This is a genomic window from Candidatus Villigracilis vicinus (assembly GCF_016702885.1).
Taxonomy (GTDB): domain Bacteria; phylum Chloroflexota; class Anaerolineae; order Anaerolineales; family Villigracilaceae; genus Villigracilis; species Villigracilis vicinus.
This window is the reverse complement of record NZ_JADJDD010000009.1, coordinates 46,157-67,544: the sequence shown is the minus strand read 5'-3', so window position 1 is coordinate 67,544 and position 21,388 is coordinate 46,157. Positions and strand designations below refer to the sequence as shown.

The window sequence follows — 21,388 nt, the reverse complement described above, 5'->3', positions numbered from 1 at the left end:
TAGTTCAAGAGGCGTTTCGATTTTCTCTTAATAAGGTTTCAATTTTCGCTGCCAGGTCGGCTAATTTCAACGGTTTACTAATATAATCATTTGCGCCCGCCTCAAGGCAGCGCTCGCGGTCACCCGTCATCGAAAGCGCCGTGATGGCAATGATCGGGATCGTAGCAATGGCTGGAACAGGGTGTTTCCGGATGCGCTGAATGGTTTCAAGACCATCCATGCCAGGCATTTGAATATCTACCAAAAAAATATCGGGTTGAACTCCATCAACCTTCTCAAGCAGAGCAAGCCCGCTGGTTACTTTTTCAACATTGTATTGCTTGGCATCCAGGAATTCCGAAACCATCTCCAGTAGTGTCTCGTTATCATCCGCAACCAACACGGTCGGGCGGGCAGCTCGGTTGGCGACCTGCATAACAGCGGACGAAGTGCCCGGCACAAAGTTTGAGGTTGAAGCGGGGCGTTCCGAATCCATGCTTGGCATCCAAGGCAGGGTCACTATAAAGCGGCTGCCTTCGCCAAAGATACTTTCCATTTCCACGGTACCGTTGTGAAGTTCGACCAGACGCTGAACAAGTGAAAGCCCCAACCCGGTCCCGGCATATTGACGTGCAAGACTGCTATCGATCTGAACGAATGGTTTGAAGAGTTTCCCCATATCTTCCGGTTTGATGCCAATGCCTTTGTCCCACACGACGAACTGCACTTTACCCTCATCTTTTAAAAGGTTAATTTCCAAACCAAGTTCGCCGCCATCTGGCGTGAACTTGATGGCATTGCCAAGCAAATTCACCAGGATCTGCTTCATGCGGCGTCCATCCACATTCAACGCGATAGACTCAGTCGCCATGGTGTAATGGACTCGCTGGCGCTTCTTATTTGCCATTCCTTTAGTGAGTTGCAAGCTCGCCTGGCAAATATCTGCCAATGAAACCGGCTCGATATTTAATTCAAGTTGAGCCGCTTCGATCTTGGAAAGATCAAGAATGTCATTGATCAGGTCGAGCAAGTGACGTCCGCTGTCTTCAATGGATCTAATAGTCTTTTTCTGTTTCTCGTTCAATTCTCCGTAAATATTCAATTGCAGGGTTTCTGAAAGCCCGAGGATGCCTGCCAGCGGCGTGCGCAATTCATGGCTCATGCTGGCGAGGAATTCATCTTTTAGCCGTGCAGCTTTCTCCAGCGATTGATTGGCAAGACTGAGCTCATCACGATTACGGCGTAATTCATCCTCCGCCTTTTTGCGTTCGGTAATATCACGCACAACACTCTGAACCATGATGATCTTGCCAGAAGAATCGCGCACCGGCGAGAGGTTAACCTCGACATTTATTTTATGCCCGTCTTTGGTGCGAAAGACCCGTTCATACAATGGGACGCGCTCACCGCGCAGGACTGCAGCAAAGCGCTGGTCGGCATCTGCACGTTCATCTTCGTCTGCAGTTAGTGGGTTATTGCTCCTCCGCCCCAACTCTTCATATTCTTCAGGGGTATACCCGACCATGTCCAACGCACGTTGATTGGCGCGCAGTTCTTCCCTTTCAGGCGAAAGCATGAAGATGCCGTCGTTGGAATTCTCGAACAAGGCGCGGTAGGTTTCTTCGCTCTGGCGCATGGCTTGCTCAATGGCTTTTCGCCCGATATTATCGAACACGGCGCTGCGGGTCATGACAAAGTTGCCATCTTCATCATAAACCCCTGTGGCACTGATCAAGACCGGGATCAGGCTGCCGTCCTTGCGGATCATATCCACATCAACATCTCGTATCCAACCTGATTGCAAAAATTCAGGAAATGCTTGTTGAAACTCAGCACTGCCTTCTGCTGCCAAAAACTCTACGATCGAATGCCCAACGAATTCTTCTCGGGTATATCCAAGCCAATCCAAATGGGTCTTATTTGCCCGCACGATCATGCCGTGCGCATCAATTGAGTGGTACCCGATGGGGGCATTGTCATACAGGTCTTGCACTTCAGCTGTACGTTGTTGTACCCGCTCTTCAAGAGAGCGGTTTAACTCTACCAATTCGGTTTGAGCTTTCTTGAGCGCTGTGATCTCGATCCCCATGCATTGGACTTCAATAGGCTGGTTATTTTCGTCTGCCAGCCCGACAAATTCCCACATGGTAGTACGAACGCCGCCATCACGTGCAGGCTTGTCCAATTCCACGGTGAAGACCTGCCCCGGATAGGCAAGACATTTTTGTACCACATCGAATGTACGGGGATGGTGATGTTCGCAGATCGCCTCCATGGGAGTGGCATCTTTTATTTCTTTGTTATCGTGCAGCCAACCGAATTCCTGAAGGTATTTATTATTCCAATATGTGAATTTCCCATTCATATCAGTACGGATGACAAAGTGTGTCTGCGAATCGACCAGGGAACGCAGTTTCATTTCGCTGGCTCGGATCGCGATCTCCGCCAGTTTGCGCTCGGTGACATCCGCTGCAATGCCTGTGGTGCGGATGAGGGCGCCCTGTTGGTCAAAGATGGGGAAGGAACGGTCATGGATCCAGCGAACAGACCCATCCGGACGGATGATGCGGTATTCCATATCCGTCTTTTCGCCTTTCGATTGCCGTTCCAACCCACCAAATATGACGCTGCGGTCTTCCGGGTGAATGGCTTCGATGTAGTAGCTGTTATCTTGCAAAGTCTCTGCGACCGAATATCCCCAAATGGCTTCGTACGCCGGGTTCAGGTAAATGATACGCCCCAGTTGGTTGTCGAACATCCAGAACACTTCAAGGCTTTTTTCTGCCATTTGAGTGAAACGGTCATTGCTGGCCTTTAACGCCTGCTCCGCCAGTTTACGTTCGGTAATATCGATATACGAAGCCTGTGTGCCAATGGCATTTCCATCCGAATCCATGATCGAGCTTGCCTTAAGCAGGGTAAATACGATCCTGCCATCACTGGCAATCAACTCCCTTTCCTCGGATAAGGGAATGCCGTTCAATGCCTGGGCGTATCCTCTAACAAATTGCTCGCGTGACGCGGGTGAATAGAAATCGATCAATTCACGCCCGATCACCTGAGTTCTTTTATATCCGAGGGTGGAAAGAAACACTTGATTGCAATCCGTAATGATCGCTCTATCTGTATTTTTTTGGGTCACCAAATTCATAACCGGCGCTTCTTCGAACAAGGTACGATAACGCTGTTCTGCCATCTTGCTGGTTTCTTCGGCAATTTTACGTTCGGTAATATCCACCCCAACTGACTGAAACTCCAATAGTTTGCCTTCTTTATCGAACAAGGGGATATCGATCCACTGAAAGTGACTTAATCGCCCATCTTCAACAGTCACCGGATGTTCATAGGTTACTTTATGTGGATTCGCCGCCACTTCACGGTAATAAGCCGCTGTGCCTTCGCGCGTCTCATCGGGTAAAAAATCCAGCCACTTCTTTCCATGTGGATCATCTTTTACCCCGAAGATCACTTTATATTTTTCATTAGCAAAGGTCAAGGTGGTATCTGGCAGCCAGCGGCATAAACTAACATCCAAGGTTTCAACCAAAGTGCGGTAATGGGCTTCGCTGCGTTCCAGTTCTGCAATGCGCTTACGCGCAGCGACCAATTCTTCGGCTAAAACGGTTTTAGGAGTCTCTTTATCCATGGGCTTCCTTAATTACATGAAAATCCGAATTTTCACCAATTTTCGCATATTGTCGCAAAGCGGCACATAGGGGAATTCCCTACCCAAAAATTACAAACTATATCCATTCAAATAAAAGAATTTTTCGAGCATTAATATAGATGTATTTCATCAAAATAATGCTTAATAGTACGTCTAAACAACCCAGGAACAAAATGAAATAATGTTGTCAACGCTCTGAACACAGAGGTTCAACATGCATTATCTTATTAGTTCAAAACTCGTTTTAAAGATACTACTGCCACTCATGACCAGCGCCGCATTAGTATCACAAGTACTCACCCATACACCGGATACGTTTGTCACCCCCGAAAATCCAACCCCAACCGACAAAGCTGCGCCTCCATCCACGCCCACAACTGCCGCAACCGGCTCGAATATCTCAACTTCTGAAAAAATTTCAGTTGAACTCCCGGTACAAAACCCGGTATACGCATTCGCAAACCCGGCAGGCTGTCTGTTAACCCACCCCAACCTCTCCCCTGCAGAAATGCTCGCCAAGGTGCAAAGCGCCATTGGTTCCGAGTTTGACTTAGCCGAACGCCGACAAATGTATATTTGGAACGGCGAACAGGGCAGCATGCTCAACGTTATCAATGACCCGTTCGTATATGAATTTTCCTTCCACGAATTCCAGCACCCGTTAACCTACCGCGGCGATAAAGTCGCCACGATCTTCTTGAGTCAGGGCTTTGTGGTCTGGTTCCGCGAGTATGGAAAAGACTTTCGCCTGTTGGCAATTCCAATGGTGGATGGTGTACTGGAATCCCCTTGGGCAACTTATGTCACTGCTTACTGGCAAAAAGACGCCATCCCAAACGATGAGAAGATCTACCCGGTGATGAAAAAGCTACCCTGCCATTGGGTGATCGATGCCGGGTATGTCAGCAATGAAACCATCTCCACCATGTTTAACCTCGACTGGCATATCCCCGATTACATGACCGCCGGGCATCAATATCTGGCAGGGACATGCAAAGAAGCAAACCAGATCTCAAGAGAAAAGATCGGCTACTGGGATGCAAGCTCCATGTGCGGTCCGCTTGCTTGGACGATTTTGCACGACACCAATAGTTTCCCATACCGCATTGGCAGCTGGTCAAAAGATGCAAGTGCGTTCACCGGGGTCAACCCGCGCTGGGACGGGCAGCCTTGGAGCACCTTCGACCCGGAAACCTTTACCCGCTTCAGCACTAACGAACCTATTGCAAGCTACGATTTTGAAAAAAACGGCAACCTGTATCCCGGTGATATTATTTATTCTTTTTCCACGTTGTATCAAACGGAAGGATTCTTCGATCACATTCTGTTGGTTGCGAGCGTAAGCAAAAATAATACACGTATGGCAGTCTCCAACATGGTGCGTAATTATCCGTACGAAGATTGCTCCATCGAAGAAGTTGCCTTATATACCCCAGGTGACCTGACCACAGGAGCTTTCAATTACGAGTGGAATGGACACGGCTTCGGCAAGACAGGTACTACCGGCTTCGACGTGCTTCGTTGGAATTGGACCACATATCACAACAACAACCAACCCATGCAATACACCATCCGCTGGGGCGAAACCATCGAAACCATTGCGTTCGATTGGAAGATCTCACCGGAATCTCTACTAGCAGCCAATCAACTGACAGCCGACGCCCAACTCACACCGGGGCAAGTCATCACTCTGCCAGCCTATGCCGAAACCATGCCCTGATCATGATAAGCCCCGGCAAAAAAGAGGTCGCCTTGAATTCAAGACGACCTCTTTCGTAATTTATTCTTCTTCGACCGCTTATCCTGTTCTCTTCAACTCAGCCAGATCTTTTTCAAAATCTTCTCTTGCACGGATTGCAACCGGAGCATTGAGCAACTTTCGGAGGGTCTCTTCATTTTTATTACTCTCGTAATAATCTCGATACATTTCGACAAGCGAAACCGTTTCGCCTGAATATTTCTCTACCCAAACCTCTTCCCCTACCGCCAATCTCCCTTCACGTATCACACGGACATATAAGCCAGGGCGCTCAGCAGCCCGGAACTTCTTCACCCATTGCGGGTCGCCCATACGCGTAGCGAACGTGGAGCAAGGAATGCGCGGCGCGGTCGCTTGCAGGGTCACTTCACCAATATGAAGGAAGTCGCCAATGTTGAAAAACGCGCTTTCCAGTTCACTAATGGTCAGGTTTTCTCCAAACATGCCGGGAGGCATTTCCCTGCCAATTTCTTTTGCCCACCACTGATAATCCGCCTCGCCGTAGACGTAGAGCGCCTGGTCCGGTCCGCCGTGATGTTTGGGGCTGCCGATGAAATCATCAGCGATACCAAGCGAGGTGATCTGCACGGAACCCTGCAATGCGGTCTTATAGATACCGGTAATTTCGGTTCTGCCTTTGTTGATCTGAGTCTGCTGCTTGCCTGCATTGATACTGATAATTTTCATGGTTAATCCTCTTAAATAAATGTCGCGCTGAATGGGTGGATTTTATCTCACCTTTTCAGCGCGACAAGCTTCTATAGATTCGTCTGTTAGAACCTGTCTCAAAAATACCGTGTCACCCTGAGGGAGCGTTCTTCGCGACCGAAGGGTCTCTTATTGGGGCGTAGAGATCCTCACCAGCACTGCATCCGCATCGCGGTGCATGTGTCGCTATTGCTCAGGATGACATTTTTGAGATAACTGTTAGTAATTCGTCGTTCTATCGATCAAACCCTGCTCACGGGCGATATGGTCGCACCACTTGAACACATACACACTGACCACGCCGAAGAAGATGCTCAGTCCCAGCAATATGCCGAGGATTTGCAAATTATCCAGCCCTGCCAACGTTGGGAATGCCGAAGCGACATTTCCCACCAGAGAACGGCGCAACAACTCCAACCAATAAGTTGTCGGCATAAAATACCCGATCGGACGCAGCCACTCCGGTAAGACGCTCAACGGAAATATGGCGCCGCTGAAAATATACAACGCTCCCGCTGTGGCTTCGCCGATAAAGCCTTCGTGGCGAGCCAGCGTGAGAGTCAGACCCGCCAACAGCAAGCCTAGAAGCGCAAGCATCACCACGCCGAGGATGAGGGTGACAAAGAACAACAGCCAGTTCACTTCCGCAAAGTTGATGCGGACGTTCAGGAATAAAATCCCAGCCGCAAGAGTGATAAAGACTGCAATCGAGCCGGTGACAAAACGCGCAACGCCGCGTCCCAGCAAATACAGCGGAATATAGATAGGCGCAATGTACATATACTTGAGTGTCTTGTAATGCTCACGGTCATCGACCACCGCCCACGAGACACCCGTCATCACCGCGCCGACATAAATGTAAAAGGCATTGCCGAGGTAAATATACGGGAACAAAGCAGTATCGAACTGTCCGCCCGAGATGATGCCGTACATGATGACCAAGATCGCCGCACCCGAGATCGGCTTGACGATGGAATACACAGCGAACAGGAAGGGATCCGTCCAATTAGACTCGATCACCCATCCCAGCCAGGCTGCCATACGAAACGAACGCCATGAAGTTGATGTTTGCATAATTTTCCTATTCCGTCATTGCGAGGAGGGCTTCAGCCCGACGAAGCAATCTTATGATTAAGTTGGAGATTGCTTCGTCGCAAAGAGCAAGGGCGCTCCTCGCAATGACGAGACTATCTCCGACTCTCCGTAATTCTTCCCTCGCGCACCGCGATCTTCTCTACGTACGACAGCAAAAACTTTGCCGTCACAATAAAGACGACTGAAAGCACGGCAAGGATAATGATCTCCGTCTGCACGGTCATGAAGCCAAATTGGAATCCCGTGGGGAAGATCAACTGACGCATGGCATCCATGCCCAGCGTAAGCGGAATGATCGAAGCTCCAGCTGCCACCCAGAACGGCAGCGACTTGATCGGGAAGTAAAAGCCCGAAGCGAGAAAGATCGGTTCCTGTGCGAGGTTCGCCATGTGCCAGGCTTCACGCCCGAACATCAAAAACGCCGAAGCCATCATCATGCCCATGCCATACAAAGCCACCATCGCCAACATGAACACGGTGAACAACTGTAAATAGCTCGATACGGTAAAGGTCACACCGAACATCAACATTCCCAGTATCGTCACAGCAATGGCTCGCGTTGCGGTCGCCAGCATGCCGCCCAACGCCATACCCAACAGGATCGCCATCATTGAATTCGGTGCCATGATGTACAGAGCAAGGTTGCCCTGCTCCTTCTCCCAATATAACTGGCTGGACATGCTCCACAAAATATTCATCCAGAACGCCGTCATTGCGCCGCCCATCACCACGAAGCCGACATATTCTTCAGGGGCATTCAAGGCACGATAGACAAACACATACGCGATCACCGCCAGCATCGGCATGACCACCTCGAACACCAGCCACGAAATCTCGCGCTGCTGCCCGATAATGCGTGGATAGGCACGCGCAATAATGGTCTTCAAGAACAAGCGCCAGCCCGTATCTTTGTGCGAATATTTTCTACTCACTACTTCCATTCGATTCCTCCTCTGCCATGCTGCGCCCGACCAGATCCACGAACACATCTTCGAGAGTCGGCTGGCGTTTGTTGAGGTTGGTCACTTTGATATCTTTTTGCGCGAACAGATTGAAGACTCGCGCCAATGCGGATTCTTCCACGAGGGACAAGGTCAGGCGTGCGCCGCCTTCGATGTCGGTCAGCGCCGCTTTCTTAACCTCGGGCTGTTCCTCCATCATTTCCTTGGTCAACCCGTTGAGCGGACTCGTCTCGATCTCGAACATGACATCCTTCTGCAAACGCTGTTTCAAGGCAGTCGGTGTATCGCAGGCGAGGACACGTCCCTTGTTGATGATGGCTACACGATCACACAATTCATCGGCTTCCATCATGTAATGGGTAGTCAAAAGCAGGGTGCGTTCCTTATCCGCTTTCAACCAGTCGAGGATGAAGCGACGCACATCGCGCATCGCGCCAACGTCGAGACCCAGAGTCGGTTCATCGAGGAAGAGCACTTCCGGCTCGGTCAGGAATCCGCGCACGATGTTCATCTTCTGGCGCAGACCAGTAGAAAGGTCAGATGATTTCGTGTGCATACGGTCTTTCATGCCGACCATTTCCAGCAGGGCTTCAATGCGTTCGTTGGCTTCTTTTGAAGGCACACCGTAGAACTGTGAGAACATCCACAAGTTTTCGCGCACGGTCAAGAGACCATAGCCCGAAGACTCGCCGCCTGAGACCATATTGATGCGCGGGCGCACCGACTCGGGTGCAGCGTGGACGTCTGCTCCTGCAACGCGTGCCCAGCCCGAGGTCGGGGAGAGAAGCGTGGTGAGGATCTTGATCAAGGTCGTCTTGCCAGCGCCGTTCGGTCCTAAGAGTCCGAACAGTTCGCCGCGTTCCACGGTCAAGTTAACATCCTGTAGAGCGACCAATTCTTTGCGCGTTTCTTTCTTGCTGCCGCGCAGTTTGTAAATGCGACCAAGGTCTTTTGTTTCGATTGCAAGTGAAGAGGACATGATTCTCCTTAAAATTTTGTAATCTTTATCGTTGTGTTGGCGTGCATCAAACGTAGGGTTTACGTCAAGTACCTTTTGGAGGAGAGTGATAAATTTACCTGCGTAACAGATTCTCTTCTCCTCCTTTGTAAGAGAGCCAGGGTAGGCGACCCTGGCTCTCGCAATTTAAAAGGTCGAAAAGAGTGTGATGCCCAATAAACAACAAAATAGAATATAAGTTCTATTTTACTACGACTCGAATTTGTGATGTAAAATCCGACCATAAAACATCATCTGGCTAACAGGAGCAAACTTTATGAGTGACGAATACACACCAAAGATCGCCATGAGCATTCAGGCACACCCCGATGATCAGGAGTTTTCGATTGGAGGCACGATCTCCAAGTGGACAAAAGCAGGTTGTGAATTTATCACGGTCGTCATCACCAGCGGAGACTCGGGTTCGAATGATCCCAGCAAAGGTGCGGAATACAAGCCTGAACTGGCAAAGCTCCGTGAAGGCGAACAACTTGCCGCAAATAATGTTTTGGGCGTAAAAGAAACGGTTTTTATGCGCTACCCAGATGGTGAACTGGAGCCGACCATTGCCCTGCGCAAAGAACTCACTCGCCTCATCCGCAAATATAAACCCGATACGGTTCTATCGGGTAACCCTGAAGCATGGTTTTACGGTAACGAATATTTGAACCACCCCGACCACCGCGCCGCCGCCCGTGCCGCCTGTGAGGCGGTATTCCCCTCAGCGGGGTCCAGGTTGGTCTTTGCCGATCTGCTCGCGGAGGGGTTCGAGCCGCATGAGGTCAAACGACTCTACGTCCATGGGACGGATAAACCCGATACCTGGGTGGATATTTCCGAAACGATCGATACCAAGGTCAAGGCGCTGCAACAACACGCCAGCCAGGTGCCCGTCGATGAAGTGGAAAAATGGATGAAAGATTGGGCGAAGGAAGACGCGAAAGACAAAGGTTTTGAATACGCTGAATCATATCGTGTGATGATCTTCAAAAAAGAAGAAGAGCACGAGAAGTAGGTCAGATCAAAAGCGCAAGGCAGATGCCTTGCGCTTTTTTTCAACAGTTATCCTTCGGTCACTTCCACATCGTGGGTGATCTCGATCACATCTTTAAGTGTGGCATATACTGAGCAATATTTTTCCTCACTCAACAAGATCGCCTTTTTCACTTTATCAACATCAAGCCCTTTCCCAATGGCTTGATAATGGATATGGATCTTTTTGAACTTCCAAGGCGGATCATCATCCTGCACCGCCTCCGCACTAACCGTAAGCTGGATCAGTTCCTGACGCTGTTTCCCCAAGATTTCGATCACATCATACGAGGAGCAGCCGATCAACGCCATGGGCAACAGGTCGGAAGAACCGATCCGCCCGGCGCCATTGACTGGGAGTTGATGGTTCTCCCTATCACTAATAACGAACCTGGATTGTGTATCCCAATTGAGATGTACAGTTTTCGATGCCATGCCCGCAGTATAGCATAAACAGTGCGGGCGTCTCTTTATGGTACGATAAAGCAGGAGGGCATCCATGTATATATTACTATTCGCCGCAATCCTTTTCGCCATATTGGAAGCAGCCGCCTTGCAAAAGAACTGGTTCAAACTGGAAGTGGTGGCAAAACCCGCTGTTATGCTCTGCCTGTTCCTTTGGCTATCCATGTCAACAGGGATGCAAGGTGTAGTGCTTTGGTTCGGCATGGGCATCATCCTTTCATTAGTTGGGGACGTGCTCCTGATGATCTCCCTCGAGCGCTTCTTTCTGGGTGGATTGATCGCCTTTCTCTTCGCGCATATCTTCTACATCGTCGGTTTCAACTCCCCCATCCCTGCCATATCTGCCTGGAGTGTCATCCTCGCCATCCTGATCGGCTGGGGCGGAGCCCGGGTCATCCGCCGCATTCTCGCATCAGTGATCGCCAAAGGTCAGGGACGTATGCGCCTGCCGATCAGCGTGTATGGTGCGGTCATTTCTCTCATGCTGCTCTCTGCCATGATCAAACTAAATGATCTTTCCTGGGATGCTGGCGCAGCTGTGCTGGTGAGCGTCGGCGCCTTCCTTTTCTACCTTTCGGATGTTATTCTTGCATGGAATAAATTTGTTTCCCCGATCCATAACGGGCGCATCTACAATATTGCCGCATACCATCTCGGTCAGATCCTGCTTATCGCAGGGGTGATCGTTCAATTTGGAAAATAAAAAATTAAAAAGCCGGTCTGTGTGATAATCGGAAGAATGTCAAAATATGGAGGCAGGTATGGCACAACGTTCCATTCCAATAGATGAAGTTCGCATTTTTAGCGGGAGTTCCAACAAACCTCTGGCACAGAGTATCGCCGCCGAGTTAGAAATCCCCTTGGAAGAAACCCATGTAAAAAAGTTCAGTAACGATAATTTGTACCTGCAATTGGGAGCCAGTGTGCGCTACCGCCGGGTCTATATCGTTCAATCGTTGACGCCACCCGTGAATGACAACTTAATGGAGCTGTTGATGATGCTGGATATCGCCCGCGATGCTGCTGCATCCGAGATCCATGCCATCATTCCGTACTATTCTTTTGGTCGCTCCGACAAAAAAGATGCGCCGCGCATCTCCATCACCGCCCGCCTTGTTGCCGACCTGCTGAAAACTTCCGGCGCCACACATGTAATGAGCATGATGTTCCACTCGCCGCAGGTGCATGGATTCTTCCGTGTACCGACCGACCCCTTGAGCAGCCGCCCGGTTTTCCAGAAACATTTGGAGAACCGCGACATGAGCGGCATGATCATCGTCTCACCAGATATGGGGCAAGCCAAGTCTGCGGCGCGTTTTGCCAAAAGCCTCGATCTGCCCGTTGCCGCCGGAAACAAGGAACGCGTCTCCGATACCGAAGTGCGCATCAGTGGATTGGTGGGCAATCAGGTCAAAGGACACAAACGCGCACTCATCTACGATGATGAGATCGCCACTGGCGGCTCGATCGCCGAGCTAACCCGCCTGCTCATTGCAGAAGGTGTTGAAGAGATCATGGTGATGTGTACCCACGGCGTCTTCACCCGCGGCGGCTTGGAAAAACTGGCATCCATCCCACAGATCCGCGAGATCGTTACCACCGATACAGTGGATATTCCCCTGGACAAGCGTGACCCCAAATTGACCGTGCTTTCAGTGGCTCCGATCTTTGCCGATTCCATTCGCCACAACTTCAACCGCGAATCCATCGGAGACTTGTTCGTTTTCGGAGAGTAAACAACCATACAAAAAGACACTCACCTATGCGGGTGAGTGTCTTTTATTTTAAGTATCATCCTCTTCATCAAATTCGACTTCATCGAATTCACTGAGGTCATCATCCTCATCGAGAGAGAGCAGGTCAAACTTGTTCAACTCCTCGTTGAAATCCAGGTTTTCGAGGGCATCTTCAAGAAACGTGGATGTTTCTTCATCATCTGTGCTTTCGATCAGGCTGAGAATGTAGGCACGGGCATCGTCGCCGCCGATCTGGCTGAGCGCCCAAACCGCCGCCATGGTGACAGTATCATCCTCTTCTTCATCTTCTAGCATTTTCAACATGATCGGCGCCGCTTCTTCGATATTCAGTTCACCTGCCGCTTCCGCCGCCGCAAAACGGATGCGCGGATCGGGGTCCAGCAACTTGCTGACCACGCTTTCATTCCAACGGTTATCGTGGGAACGTCCCATGGCACGCAGGGCAGACGCCACCCAAAGCGGATCTTCACGCTCGTACGCCGATTCAAGGATCGCCACCGCTTCATCCCGCCCGGAATAGCCGAAGGCTTCCACAGCAGCGCGGCGCAGAGACGGATTCGCGTCACTGCGGATGACAGCAATAAGAGCGTCTTCGATCTTGCGCAAACGGGTTTCGTCGAGTTCTTCCAACTCGCCCATCAACACAAATTCACCAAGCAGGCTGGCTGCTTTCAGGCGCGGAGCGAGGTCGCTATCGGCTTGGAATATCTTCAGAAGTGTATCCACAAGCCGGGGGTCGTCTGATTCGGCGAGGAGTCCCATTGCACGGGCGCGGACTTCCGCATCCGGGTCGGTCAATAGTGACTTCCCGATATCTTCATATGAAACGATGGTATCTTCTTCGAGATGCGCAGCCAGCGTATCGAGCAGGAGCAGTTTGCGTTTTTGCGGCACGCTGCTCCATACATCCAGAAAGAGACGCAGTGACTTCGGGTCGAGGTCAGAATAATATTGCATGTGACCCTGCGGGATCTCTTTTTTCGAGTCGAGCAGGTGATCGAGAACAGTTTGAAAGTTTAATTCAGCCATAGTTTAAGGAACAAGTTGTGCGGGGTTAACAAAGTCCATGATGTTGACGAACAACATCAAGCCGATCAGCAGGAGCATGGCAATTCCATTGACCATATTCTCCCATTCGGTAGGGATGCGCTTCTTGAAAAAGATCTCAGGCAGCGTAAATAGAATGCGTCCGCCATCGAGAGCGGGGATGGGAAAAAGATTAAACACGCCAAGTGAAACGCTCAACACGCCAATGAGATTGAGTGTAAAGTTCGTCGGCTTGGGCGCCGCCCCGCCTCCGCCGGAAGTTTGCACTTGGGCAGCTTCCTGACGGCTGGTGACATCTTCCTGTACAGAGAAATTGAACAGGTCGTAAATGCCTTTGAAACCAACCAAACGTGCCTGGTCTGGCGCGATAACGCCTTGAATGAGTGCGATCGGTAAATACACAATGGCAGCCGCCTGTAATCCTGTCACCGAAGCACCACCGGAAATACTCTCAACAAACGTAGCCGGGCGTGTTGGGTAGGTAAGCCCCACCCCAAGCGCACCCTGCTGTGAAGTCCGCGAAGAAAGCGGCGTGGCAGTGATGGTAACAGTCTCGCCATTACGATCCAAAACCATCTCCACGGGCGTATCCAAACTTGCGCGAATGATATCAATGGCAGGCTGAATATCATCCACGGTCTGTCCGTTGATCGAAACGATAATATCTCCAGGTTGGATATCTGCCTGCTGTGCAGGTGAATTCTCTGCCACAGTATCGATCTTGACACTGCCCGGTTGCGGCACGCCTTCATACGCGATCAGCGCTGAAAAGACAACGATCGCCGTTAACAGATTCATCACAGGACCTGCCACCAAAACAACCAGGCGCTTCCACGGGCTGGCAGACCCAAACCCGCCGGGAACGTTCGGGTCATTCTCGCCTTTGGGACGTACAAAACCGCCCAATGGCAGGGCATGAACGGTAAATTCAGTCCCCTTCCATATAAAGAGTGTGGCAAGTTTATAGGACGGCAACCCAAAGCCAAACTCCTCCACTTCGATCCCTGCCCAACGCGCAGCAATAAAATGTCCAAGTTCATGAACGAAGATCATCCCGCCAAGGGCGAAGAAAAAGATGACCAGCGATAAAAATCCAAATTCCATTGTTAGATTCCTTTCACGCGATAAGACGCGGTGAGGTGATTATATCTTGCATGCGTTAATCTTTTCTAAGATGAATTTCCCCGCTTCCTTCCCCGCTCGAGCCTGCTTCTGTTTTCTGACGGTTTGTTTCTCCCCGCACCCCCACGCGGGGATGGAACCCCCGCGCTATTCCTACAAAGCCCGCAAAGCGGGCTACACCACCTTCGCTGCCCCCCCTACCCCGGCAACTAAAACATTACTCACACCGGGAATCTCCCGCAAGCGTTTCTCAACCTCTGCCTTGTACTCACCCAAACACAGCACATGGACGTTCGCTCCCGCATCCACGGTATAGCCCACGGGCAGTCCACTGGCGCGCCATTCGCGAACCTGATGAAAAATCTCCAATGTTGCAGCCTGCCAATACATCAACGGCGGCTTCGAGGTCATCATCACAGAATGCATCATGTCCGGAGTGTTCGATGATATTTGCGAAGGCTTCAAAGTCCTTATTCAATATCGCATTACGACAAATTTCGATCCGACGCGGCGCATCCGCCACACGCGCCTCTTGCAATGGACTCGTCCCCGCAATGGCATGACCTTCCGTAGAGCCGGTCTTTTTATGTGAGGCGTTCACAATGGCAACACAATCCGCCAAATTCCAATGTGCAGCCGGTGCAATAGAGAACGCATACGAATCAGCTTCGTCCTTGCCCATTTGCCATTCCACAAATCCCGCCGGAATCGAACGCGAAGCGGAACCAGATCCGCGCCGTGCCAAGACAGAAAGTTCGGGTTCGCTTAAGTTAAGTCCTGCCGCTTTGGAAGCCGCCACCGCCAGCGCCGCAAACGCCGCCGCCGAAGAGGCAATTCCCGCCCCGGCAGGGAAGTTGTTCTCGCTGGTCACTTCGGCTCTTTCATTTATATCCGCCATCTTTCGCACGATATCCAGAATATACGAAACACGCTCCAACCCCTTGCCCGTCACCGGTGTGGAGTTAATCGTCAACGAATCCGTTTTAGCAGAATTAAATGAAACAGTTGTACGAGTGAACAATCCATCCAAATTCATGGATATGGACCCATTTACAGGAAGACGCAGGGCATTATCGCGATTGCCCCAGTATTTGATGAAAGCAATATTTGGGTTTGCTTGGGCAGTGGCAGAAGAGGGTTTCATGGCAAATTCTCGTTGAAAATCGGTGGTTTGTAGGGTGACTTAGCACAAAACTGGCGGTCGCGCGCAATATTGCAGGCTTCAGAACAAATCAAGTTTACCATGTGAAATTATCCCAGCCGTTGAGTTAAAACCTAGTAGTTTATTTCAACAATGGCGCCCAGTGGAAATCGGCCGGGTGCCGCCAAAGAGGGAGATAAAATCCCAAACCCGCCACGCCGCTTGCCCGGGAAGTTTCCGCCGCGGACCCCCCCGCGGGGGGGGGGCCCCCCGCGGCGAACGCCGTCCCTTGCCTGGGGGGCCGCCGGGGGGGGGGGGGGCGGCGCTTCCGGCTAAGATAGGCCGGGGCCGCGGGGGGGGGGGTCCTGCCCCCCGGCGGGTCGGGGGCCGCCGCGGGGGGGGGGGGGGGGGGGGGGGGGGGGGGGCGGGGGCCGGCGGGGGCGGGGGGGCCCCCCCCCCCCCCGGGCCAAAGATGATCCGCTTGCGCTAATATGGCAGGCTTCAAGTTTACCATGTTGGAAATTTCTGTATTACAACCATCTACGTGACGATCTGTGATCTTTTAAATAGTTGAAAAAGGCGGCAGTGGGTATTAGTGCAAATGGAAGATTAGCCGGCAAATTCAAACCATGAGGGAATATCTCGCCAATACGACCAGCGTAAATCCTTAATCATACGATAACCCAGACTTCAAACACCATTAAAAGGTCACCCTTACAATCCGTAGAGAACTCCAAACACATAGTACATGCATATTGCGTCAAATCGTAAAATTATTATTTCTTACGCGCCTGTTGTATTTCATCCTGCCCAACCAGCTATATGAATATGGGTCATGTTAGGAGAATTATTATGGAAATTATATTTGCTGTTCTTTTCCTACATCAATACTTAAAGGCGCTCATTCTTCAGGACACCAATCAAATCGCCTATCTGCATTACCTTTGGCGTAACCATATCAGTCATTGATCCTTATCAGTTATCATCAACCACCGTAATTAATGGAGGGAAACTGCTTGTAGAAAAAATACTGACTGAGATCAGCAGCTTTGTGAACCATGAATAAGCATTTATTTTTAATCGCCAAAACTGGATGAAACCAAAGCACATCTTAACATTCCGTAAATTGCAGATGTGGTACAGTTGCCCATATCTATTACTCCACAAAGGAGCCTCCCTATGGAACAAAAAGCAGGTGCGCAGATCAGTCGGCGAGCGTTCATTCAATCACTGGTGATTTTATTTGTATTGATGATGATTGCCGGAATTTTGACTCTCGTGATCCCCGCCGGGCAATACACCCGCGTCGAAGTGGATGGACGTGAAACTATCGACCCCGCTTCCTTCCAATTCATCGACCAACCCGATTATCCGGTCTGGCGCTGGTTCGTGGCACCGTTCGAAGTCCTCGGCAGCGAAAGCGGATTGACCGTCATCGTCATCATCATCGTTCTGTTCTTCGCAGGCGGCGCTTTTGCCGTGATGGACAAGACCGGCACCTTACGCGCCTTCATCGGCAGCATCGTGCGGCGCTTCAGCGGACGGAAATACACCTTGCTGTGGATGGTCTCGCTGGCGTTCATGTTCCTCGGCGCGACTCTCGGCACTTTCGAAGAGGTCGTGCTGCTCGTCCCGGTAATGATCGCGCTCTCCTATTCCCTCGGCTGGGATGCGCTAGTCGGCTTGGGCATGTCCATCCTCGCCACTAATATGGGATTCTCCGCCGCCATTTCCAACCCGTACACGCTCGGTGTGGCACAACAGCTTGCAGGCTTGCCGCTTTTCTCCGGCGCATGGCTGCGCATTATCATCTTTGCCGTGATCTACCTCATCTTTACGTCTTTCCTTTCGGCGTACGCGCGCAAGATCGACAAAGACCCGAAAGCCTCGCTCGTGCATGACGAAGACAAAGCCGAACGCGAAAAGTATAAAAGCATGGACGCGTCCTTCATCGAAGAAGACCCAAAGCAGAACCGCGCCATGAATTTCTTCGGCATCTTCGTCATTATCATCTTCATCACCATGCTTGCCGGTCCGTTCGTTCCCGCCATCTCTGATTACGCCCTGCCCCTCGTCGGTATTCTCTTCCTCATTGGCGGGCTGGGCGCGGGCTTCCTCTCCGGCAAAGGCAGCAAGACCGTCTGGCAGGGACTCATCGAAGGCTGGGGCGGACTCGCTCCCTCGGTTCCATTGATCCTCATGGCAGCCAGCATCCGCTTCATCATAGACAGCGGCGGCGCAACCGATACCATCCTGCATGCCGCGGCTGACCCATTCCAACAACTTGGCGCATTCCCTGCCGCTGTCGTCGTGTATGCGCTTGCACTGGGTATTGAGTTTTTCATTGCATCGGGTTCTGCCAAAGCCTTCCTGATGATGCCCATCGTCCTGCCGCTTGCCGATCTTATCGGCGTCACGCGCCAGACAGCCGTACTCGCCTACATCTTCGGTGACGGCTTCTCCAACCTCGCCTACCCCACCAACCCCGTGCTGCTCATCAGCCTCGGACTGACCGTCGTCAGCTACCCCAAATGGCTGCGCTGGACAGCCAAACTTTGGCTATGGGTCATCCTTGCGACCGTTGCATTTTTGGGCGTTGCCGTGGCGATCAACTTCGGACCGTTCTAATACTTTCTTCTTTCTATTAGCAAGATTCTACGCTGGCAAAGATTCAAACTCTATGGACTCTCTATTCTCCGAATCCTACGAAGCCTCACGCGCGCGCTTCCTTCTGGACTGTGAGCGGCTTGCCCCCATGTGGGCTTCATCCCGTCTGGAAGCGCATCGGCTCAAGAACTTCCCCGACCTGAGCATAGACTGGCTATGGGCAGAACCGCACAAAAAAGAAAACATCGTGCTGATCTCCACCGCCGAACATGGCATTGAAGGCTATGTCGGCTCGGCAATGTTGAAACTCTTCATGGATGAGTTCGCGCCACACATCAACCATGAAACCACGGGGTTGTTACTTGTACATGCCATCAATCCATGGGGAATGAAACATCACAAGCGCGTCACTTCAAATCACGTTGACCTGAACCGCAACTTCATCTACGATGGGGTTTTTAGCCCGCAGATCAACCCAGCCTACGACACACTTCTGGATTTCCTTAGCCCAGATCATCCCGTGCGTAGCTTGAGCGCAGAGACGCTTCCCTTTTATGCAAACGCCATCCGCTACATGGTCTCACCCGGCAAGGCAAAGGTACAAGAAGCGACTCTACTCGGTCAACACCGCGATGCGCAAGGCGTTTACTACGGCGGGATGGAATATCAAGAAGAGACCATCGTCTTGATGGAGCTGTATCGACAGGCGCTGGCGGAGTATCAAAATTTCATTCAGGTGGATATTCACACCGGCTACGGTCCGCGCTATCAGATGTCGGTCATTATCCCGCCGCTCGACCCAACTTCCTCGTCCGAAGCGATGCGAAAGTTCAACTATCCGCTGGTACAAAAGATCGATGCAGACGAGTTCTACGCCATCAGCGGTGATATGGGAGAATACATCTATCGTTTGCGCGATGCCGAATTCCCAAGTAAGAACGTCTTTGCCTGCGGATTTGAGTTTGGCACCTATGGCGACTCCCTGCCCGCACTCCTGCGTAGTTTGCAAATGACCATTTTGGAAAATCAACTTCGTCATCACGGCGCAGTCAGCCCGCGGGCGGAAAAAGAAATCCTTGCAGATTATGAGGAAATGTTCCTGCCCTCTGAAGCTAAATGGCGCAAAAAAGCGCAGATGGATGGCAGGCTGGCATTTAAGGGGATTTTAAAAGCGCATAACCTTTTGTAACCCTTGCTTTGTATCATGCAATCTTTGTTTATCACCTTTACTGAGTAGTCGCGGTCGATCTTCATTCAAGATATAAGTAATGAACTACTCTTATAAAAACAACCTGTCCATCTGATCATGGCAGGTTGTCAATTTCTGATTGGAAGAAGAGGTGGAGCAGTCAATACCAACACCTCTTAGATCGAATGATTTTGGCTCGTAGTAAGTTTTATTGCTAAAAAGCTATTCAGACTGTTCCTGTTCTTGTTCCTTATCTTTCTTCTTGTCTTTTTTCTTCTCTTTTTTCTGTTTCTCGCCCCAAGCGTAAATACTCTCAACAGGGATTTTCAAGGTGTAGTTCTTCTTTTTAATAATGGAAGATTTTGCATCTACCAACACAACGCAATCACCCTCCAACCCATCAAAAGTTCCGTCCACAATGATCCCAGCGAGCACCAGGGAAATTTGATCCCCTTTATTAATATTTCGAAAATGATCAAGAGTTGTCGTCATAAATTAGTCCTTTCTGTGCAGCTATTTTACAATGATTCCAGAGGTCTTTTGAAACGTTAACAATACTATCCCCTGAGTTCAAACCTACCTGGTACAAGAATCCTACCCTGTCAGCTTTCCTGCTCTGGCATCCGCACATAATTGAATGAATTCATAGCTCATTGGGTCTATTTTGCCGAAGCGGTGAATCTGATGAGGCGCAGGGTCAACAAAGGGTGGCTGACCAGTTACAAGGTCAGAAATGAGGCGGGCAATGCCGCCAGACATGGCGATGCCTGCTCCGGCGCATCCGGTGGCGGCGATGAATCCGCTCACGCCGGGGTATTCCCCTAAAACAAAATTTCCGTCAGGCGTGTAGTTCGACAAGCCGCGCACATAACTTGAAATCTGGATCTGTTCGATGAGCGGAAAATACAGGCTCATATCGGGCGCGCCTTCCATGAGCGTTTGCCAGCCATTCGCATCTTGTTTGAAAGTGAAACCGTCCATCGTGTCGGGCAGATCGAGAGGATGTACCGAAGCAGACTCGCGCTCTCGAAAACCGAAAAGCAGGCGGTTGGATTCAGGACGGGCGTAGGCGCGCGCATCGGGCAAAATGACGAAAGGCTGTTCCGGCGAAAATTGCGTATGCGGTTCGGTGATCCAATAATGACTGCGGATGGGCGCCATCGGCAGTCCAATGCCGATCTCATGCGCGAGCAAACCCGCCCACACCCTCGCCGCATCGATCACAATATTGGCATGGATATTCTCACTGGTAGTTTTCACACCGATGATCTGATCGCCGCGTCGGATAATTTCTGTAACGGCTGTATTCTCACGAACTTGAATGCCGAGCACATGCGCCGCTTTGATGTAGCCGCTGGCGAGAGTGTAGCCATCCACGTAACCGTCTTCGGGCATGAAGACCACGCTGGTATCACGCGGCAGGCGCATCCACGGCAGGAGGTGCGCGGCGGTGGTGGTGTCGAGCCATTCGACTTTGAGTCCACGTTCTGTAGAGATGGTGGCGAGCTCACGCAGATTTTTTTGATGTTCTGGGGAAACGGCGGCATACAAGCAGCCAGTTCGACGCACGTTCAATGAACGACGGGTGACTGACTCCACTTCGCGAATGGCTTGATAGGTTTCCAAGACCATTGGAATGAGGGCGGGTTTGAAACGTCCGCGTGTGAGCAGACCCGCCGCCAAACTGGAGTTGCCTTGCGCGATACTGTTGCGCTCAAGGAGAAGGATATTCTCCACGCCGCGCTTCGCCAAATAAAAGGCGACAGCCCCGCCAAGAACTCCGCCGCCAATGATCACCACATCGTATGATTTCATGTTTACTCTTCTTCACCACAAAGGTGCACAAAGGTTTTTTAGATTT

At 51.0% G+C, this 21,388-nt stretch carries 17 protein-coding genes; 6 read left to right on the top strand and 11 right to left on the bottom strand.

Annotation, left to right across the window (positions count from 1 at the left end; translation table 11 throughout):
• Nucleotides 1-4: 4 nt before the first annotated feature.
• A complete protein-coding gene (locus IPG80_RS09730; protein WP_345105819.1) occupies nucleotides 5-3,625 on the bottom strand; it encodes a PAS domain S-box protein in 3,621 nt (1,206 codons plus the stop codon).
• 286 nt (nucleotides 3,626-3,911) lie between these two features.
• On the opposite strand from IPG80_RS09730, the gene IPG80_RS09725 reads away from it, so the two are divergent.
• Nucleotides 3,912-5,366, top strand: coding sequence for a LysM domain-containing protein (locus IPG80_RS09725; RefSeq protein ID WP_345105816.1), 1,455 nt, complete (start codon nucleotides 3,912-3,914; stop codon nucleotides 5,364-5,366).
• A 78-nt stretch (nucleotides 5,367-5,444) separates the two neighbouring features.
• Here IPG80_RS09725 and IPG80_RS09720 read toward each other — a convergent pair whose 3' ends face one another.
• The 4 genes from IPG80_RS09720 to IPG80_RS09705 form a co-directional block, all read right to left on the bottom strand.
• The gene (locus IPG80_RS09720) at nucleotides 5,445-6,092 is read right to left on the bottom strand and encodes an MOSC domain-containing protein (protein ID WP_345105813.1); all 648 of its coding nucleotides are present in this window, start codon (nucleotides 6,090-6,092) and stop codon (nucleotides 5,445-5,447) included.
• A 240-nt stretch (nucleotides 6,093-6,332) separates the two neighbouring features.
• Nucleotides 6,333-7,187: an ABC transporter permease gene (locus tag IPG80_RS09715; protein WP_345105811.1), complete on the bottom strand. Its 855-nt coding sequence runs from the start codon at nucleotides 7,185-7,187 to the stop codon at nucleotides 6,333-6,335.
• 113 nt (nucleotides 7,188-7,300) lie between these two features.
• On the bottom strand, nucleotides 7,301-8,149 hold the full coding sequence (locus IPG80_RS09710; protein WP_345105808.1) for an ABC transporter permease: 849 nt from the start codon (nucleotides 8,147-8,149) through the stop codon (nucleotides 7,301-7,303).
• Nucleotides 8,133-9,149, bottom strand: a complete 1,017-nt coding sequence (locus IPG80_RS09705; RefSeq protein ID WP_345105806.1) for an ABC transporter ATP-binding protein — start codon at nucleotides 9,147-9,149, stop codon at nucleotides 8,133-8,135. Before IPG80_RS09705 ends, IPG80_RS09710 begins: the two co-directional genes overlap by 17 nt.
• Nucleotides 9,150-9,444: 295 nt before the next feature.
• Between IPG80_RS09705 and IPG80_RS09700 the strand changes: the two genes are divergently transcribed.
• The gene (locus IPG80_RS09700; protein ID WP_345105803.1) at nucleotides 9,445-10,182 is read left to right on the top strand and encodes a PIG-L deacetylase family protein; all 738 of its coding nucleotides are present in this window, start codon (nucleotides 9,445-9,447) and stop codon (nucleotides 10,180-10,182) included.
• Nucleotides 10,183-10,229: 47 nt separating this feature from the next.
• Here IPG80_RS09700 and IPG80_RS09695 read toward each other — a convergent pair whose 3' ends face one another.
• Nucleotides 10,230-10,634, bottom strand: a complete 405-nt coding sequence (locus IPG80_RS09695) for an OsmC family protein (RefSeq protein WP_345105801.1) — start codon at nucleotides 10,632-10,634, stop codon at nucleotides 10,230-10,232.
• 64 nt (nucleotides 10,635-10,698) lie between these two features.
• On the opposite strand from IPG80_RS09695, the gene IPG80_RS09690 reads away from it, so the two are divergent.
• Nucleotides 10,699-11,367 carry a lysoplasmalogenase gene (locus IPG80_RS09690; RefSeq protein WP_345105798.1) on the top strand — a complete coding sequence of 223 codons (669 nt, stop codon included), beginning with the start codon at nucleotides 10,699-10,701 and terminating at the stop codon, nucleotides 11,365-11,367.
• 58 nt (nucleotides 11,368-11,425) lie between these two features.
• Nucleotides 11,426-12,400 (top strand): ribose-phosphate pyrophosphokinase, encoded by a 975-nt coding sequence (locus IPG80_RS09685; RefSeq protein ID WP_345105796.1) that lies wholly within the window; start codon nucleotides 11,426-11,428, stop codon nucleotides 12,398-12,400.
• 48 nt (nucleotides 12,401-12,448) lie between these two features.
• Here the strand turns inward: IPG80_RS09685 and IPG80_RS09680 are convergent, their stop codons facing one another.
• From IPG80_RS09680 to mvaD, 3 genes are all read right to left on the bottom strand, one after another.
• Complete coding sequence (locus tag IPG80_RS09680) at nucleotides 12,449-13,450, bottom strand: HEAT repeat domain-containing protein (RefSeq protein WP_345105793.1); 1,002 nt, start codon at nucleotides 13,448-13,450, stop codon at nucleotides 12,449-12,451.
• A gap of 3 nt (nucleotides 13,451-13,453) precedes the next feature.
• On the bottom strand, nucleotides 13,454-14,572 hold the full coding sequence (locus IPG80_RS09675) for a M50 family metallopeptidase (RefSeq protein ID WP_345105790.1): 1,119 nt from the start codon (nucleotides 14,570-14,572) through the stop codon (nucleotides 13,454-13,456).
• Nucleotides 14,573-14,858: 286 nt separating this feature from the next.
• The gene (mvaD, locus tag IPG80_RS09670; RefSeq protein ID WP_345105788.1) at nucleotides 14,859-15,734 is read right to left on the bottom strand and encodes a diphosphomevalonate decarboxylase; all 876 of its coding nucleotides are present in this window, start codon (nucleotides 15,732-15,734) and stop codon (nucleotides 14,859-14,861) included.
• Between the two features lie 1,176 nt (nucleotides 15,735-16,910).
• Between mvaD and IPG80_RS09665 the strand changes: the two genes are divergently transcribed.
• Both IPG80_RS09665 and IPG80_RS09660 read left to right on the top strand, forming a co-directional pair.
• Nucleotides 16,911-18,359 carry an SLC13 family permease gene (locus tag IPG80_RS09665; protein ID WP_345105785.1) on the top strand — a complete coding sequence of 483 codons (1,449 nt, stop codon included), beginning with the start codon at nucleotides 16,911-16,913 and terminating at the stop codon, nucleotides 18,357-18,359.
• A gap of 52 nt (nucleotides 18,360-18,411) precedes the next feature.
• A complete protein-coding gene (locus IPG80_RS09660) occupies nucleotides 18,412-19,527 on the top strand; it encodes a M14 family metallopeptidase (RefSeq protein ID WP_345105782.1) in 1,116 nt (371 codons plus the stop codon).
• A 222-nt stretch (nucleotides 19,528-19,749) separates the two neighbouring features.
• Here the strand turns inward: IPG80_RS09660 and IPG80_RS09655 are convergent, their stop codons facing one another.
• Both IPG80_RS09655 and IPG80_RS09650 read right to left on the bottom strand, forming a co-directional pair.
• Nucleotides 19,750-20,019: a hypothetical protein gene (locus tag IPG80_RS09655; protein WP_345105779.1), complete on the bottom strand. Its 270-nt coding sequence runs from the start codon at nucleotides 20,017-20,019 to the stop codon at nucleotides 19,750-19,752.
• A 102-nt stretch (nucleotides 20,020-20,121) separates the two neighbouring features.
• Complete coding sequence (locus IPG80_RS09650; protein ID WP_345105774.1) at nucleotides 20,122-21,342, bottom strand: FAD-binding oxidoreductase; 1,221 nt, start codon at nucleotides 21,340-21,342, stop codon at nucleotides 20,122-20,124.
• Nucleotides 21,343-21,388: the final 46 nt, after the last annotated feature.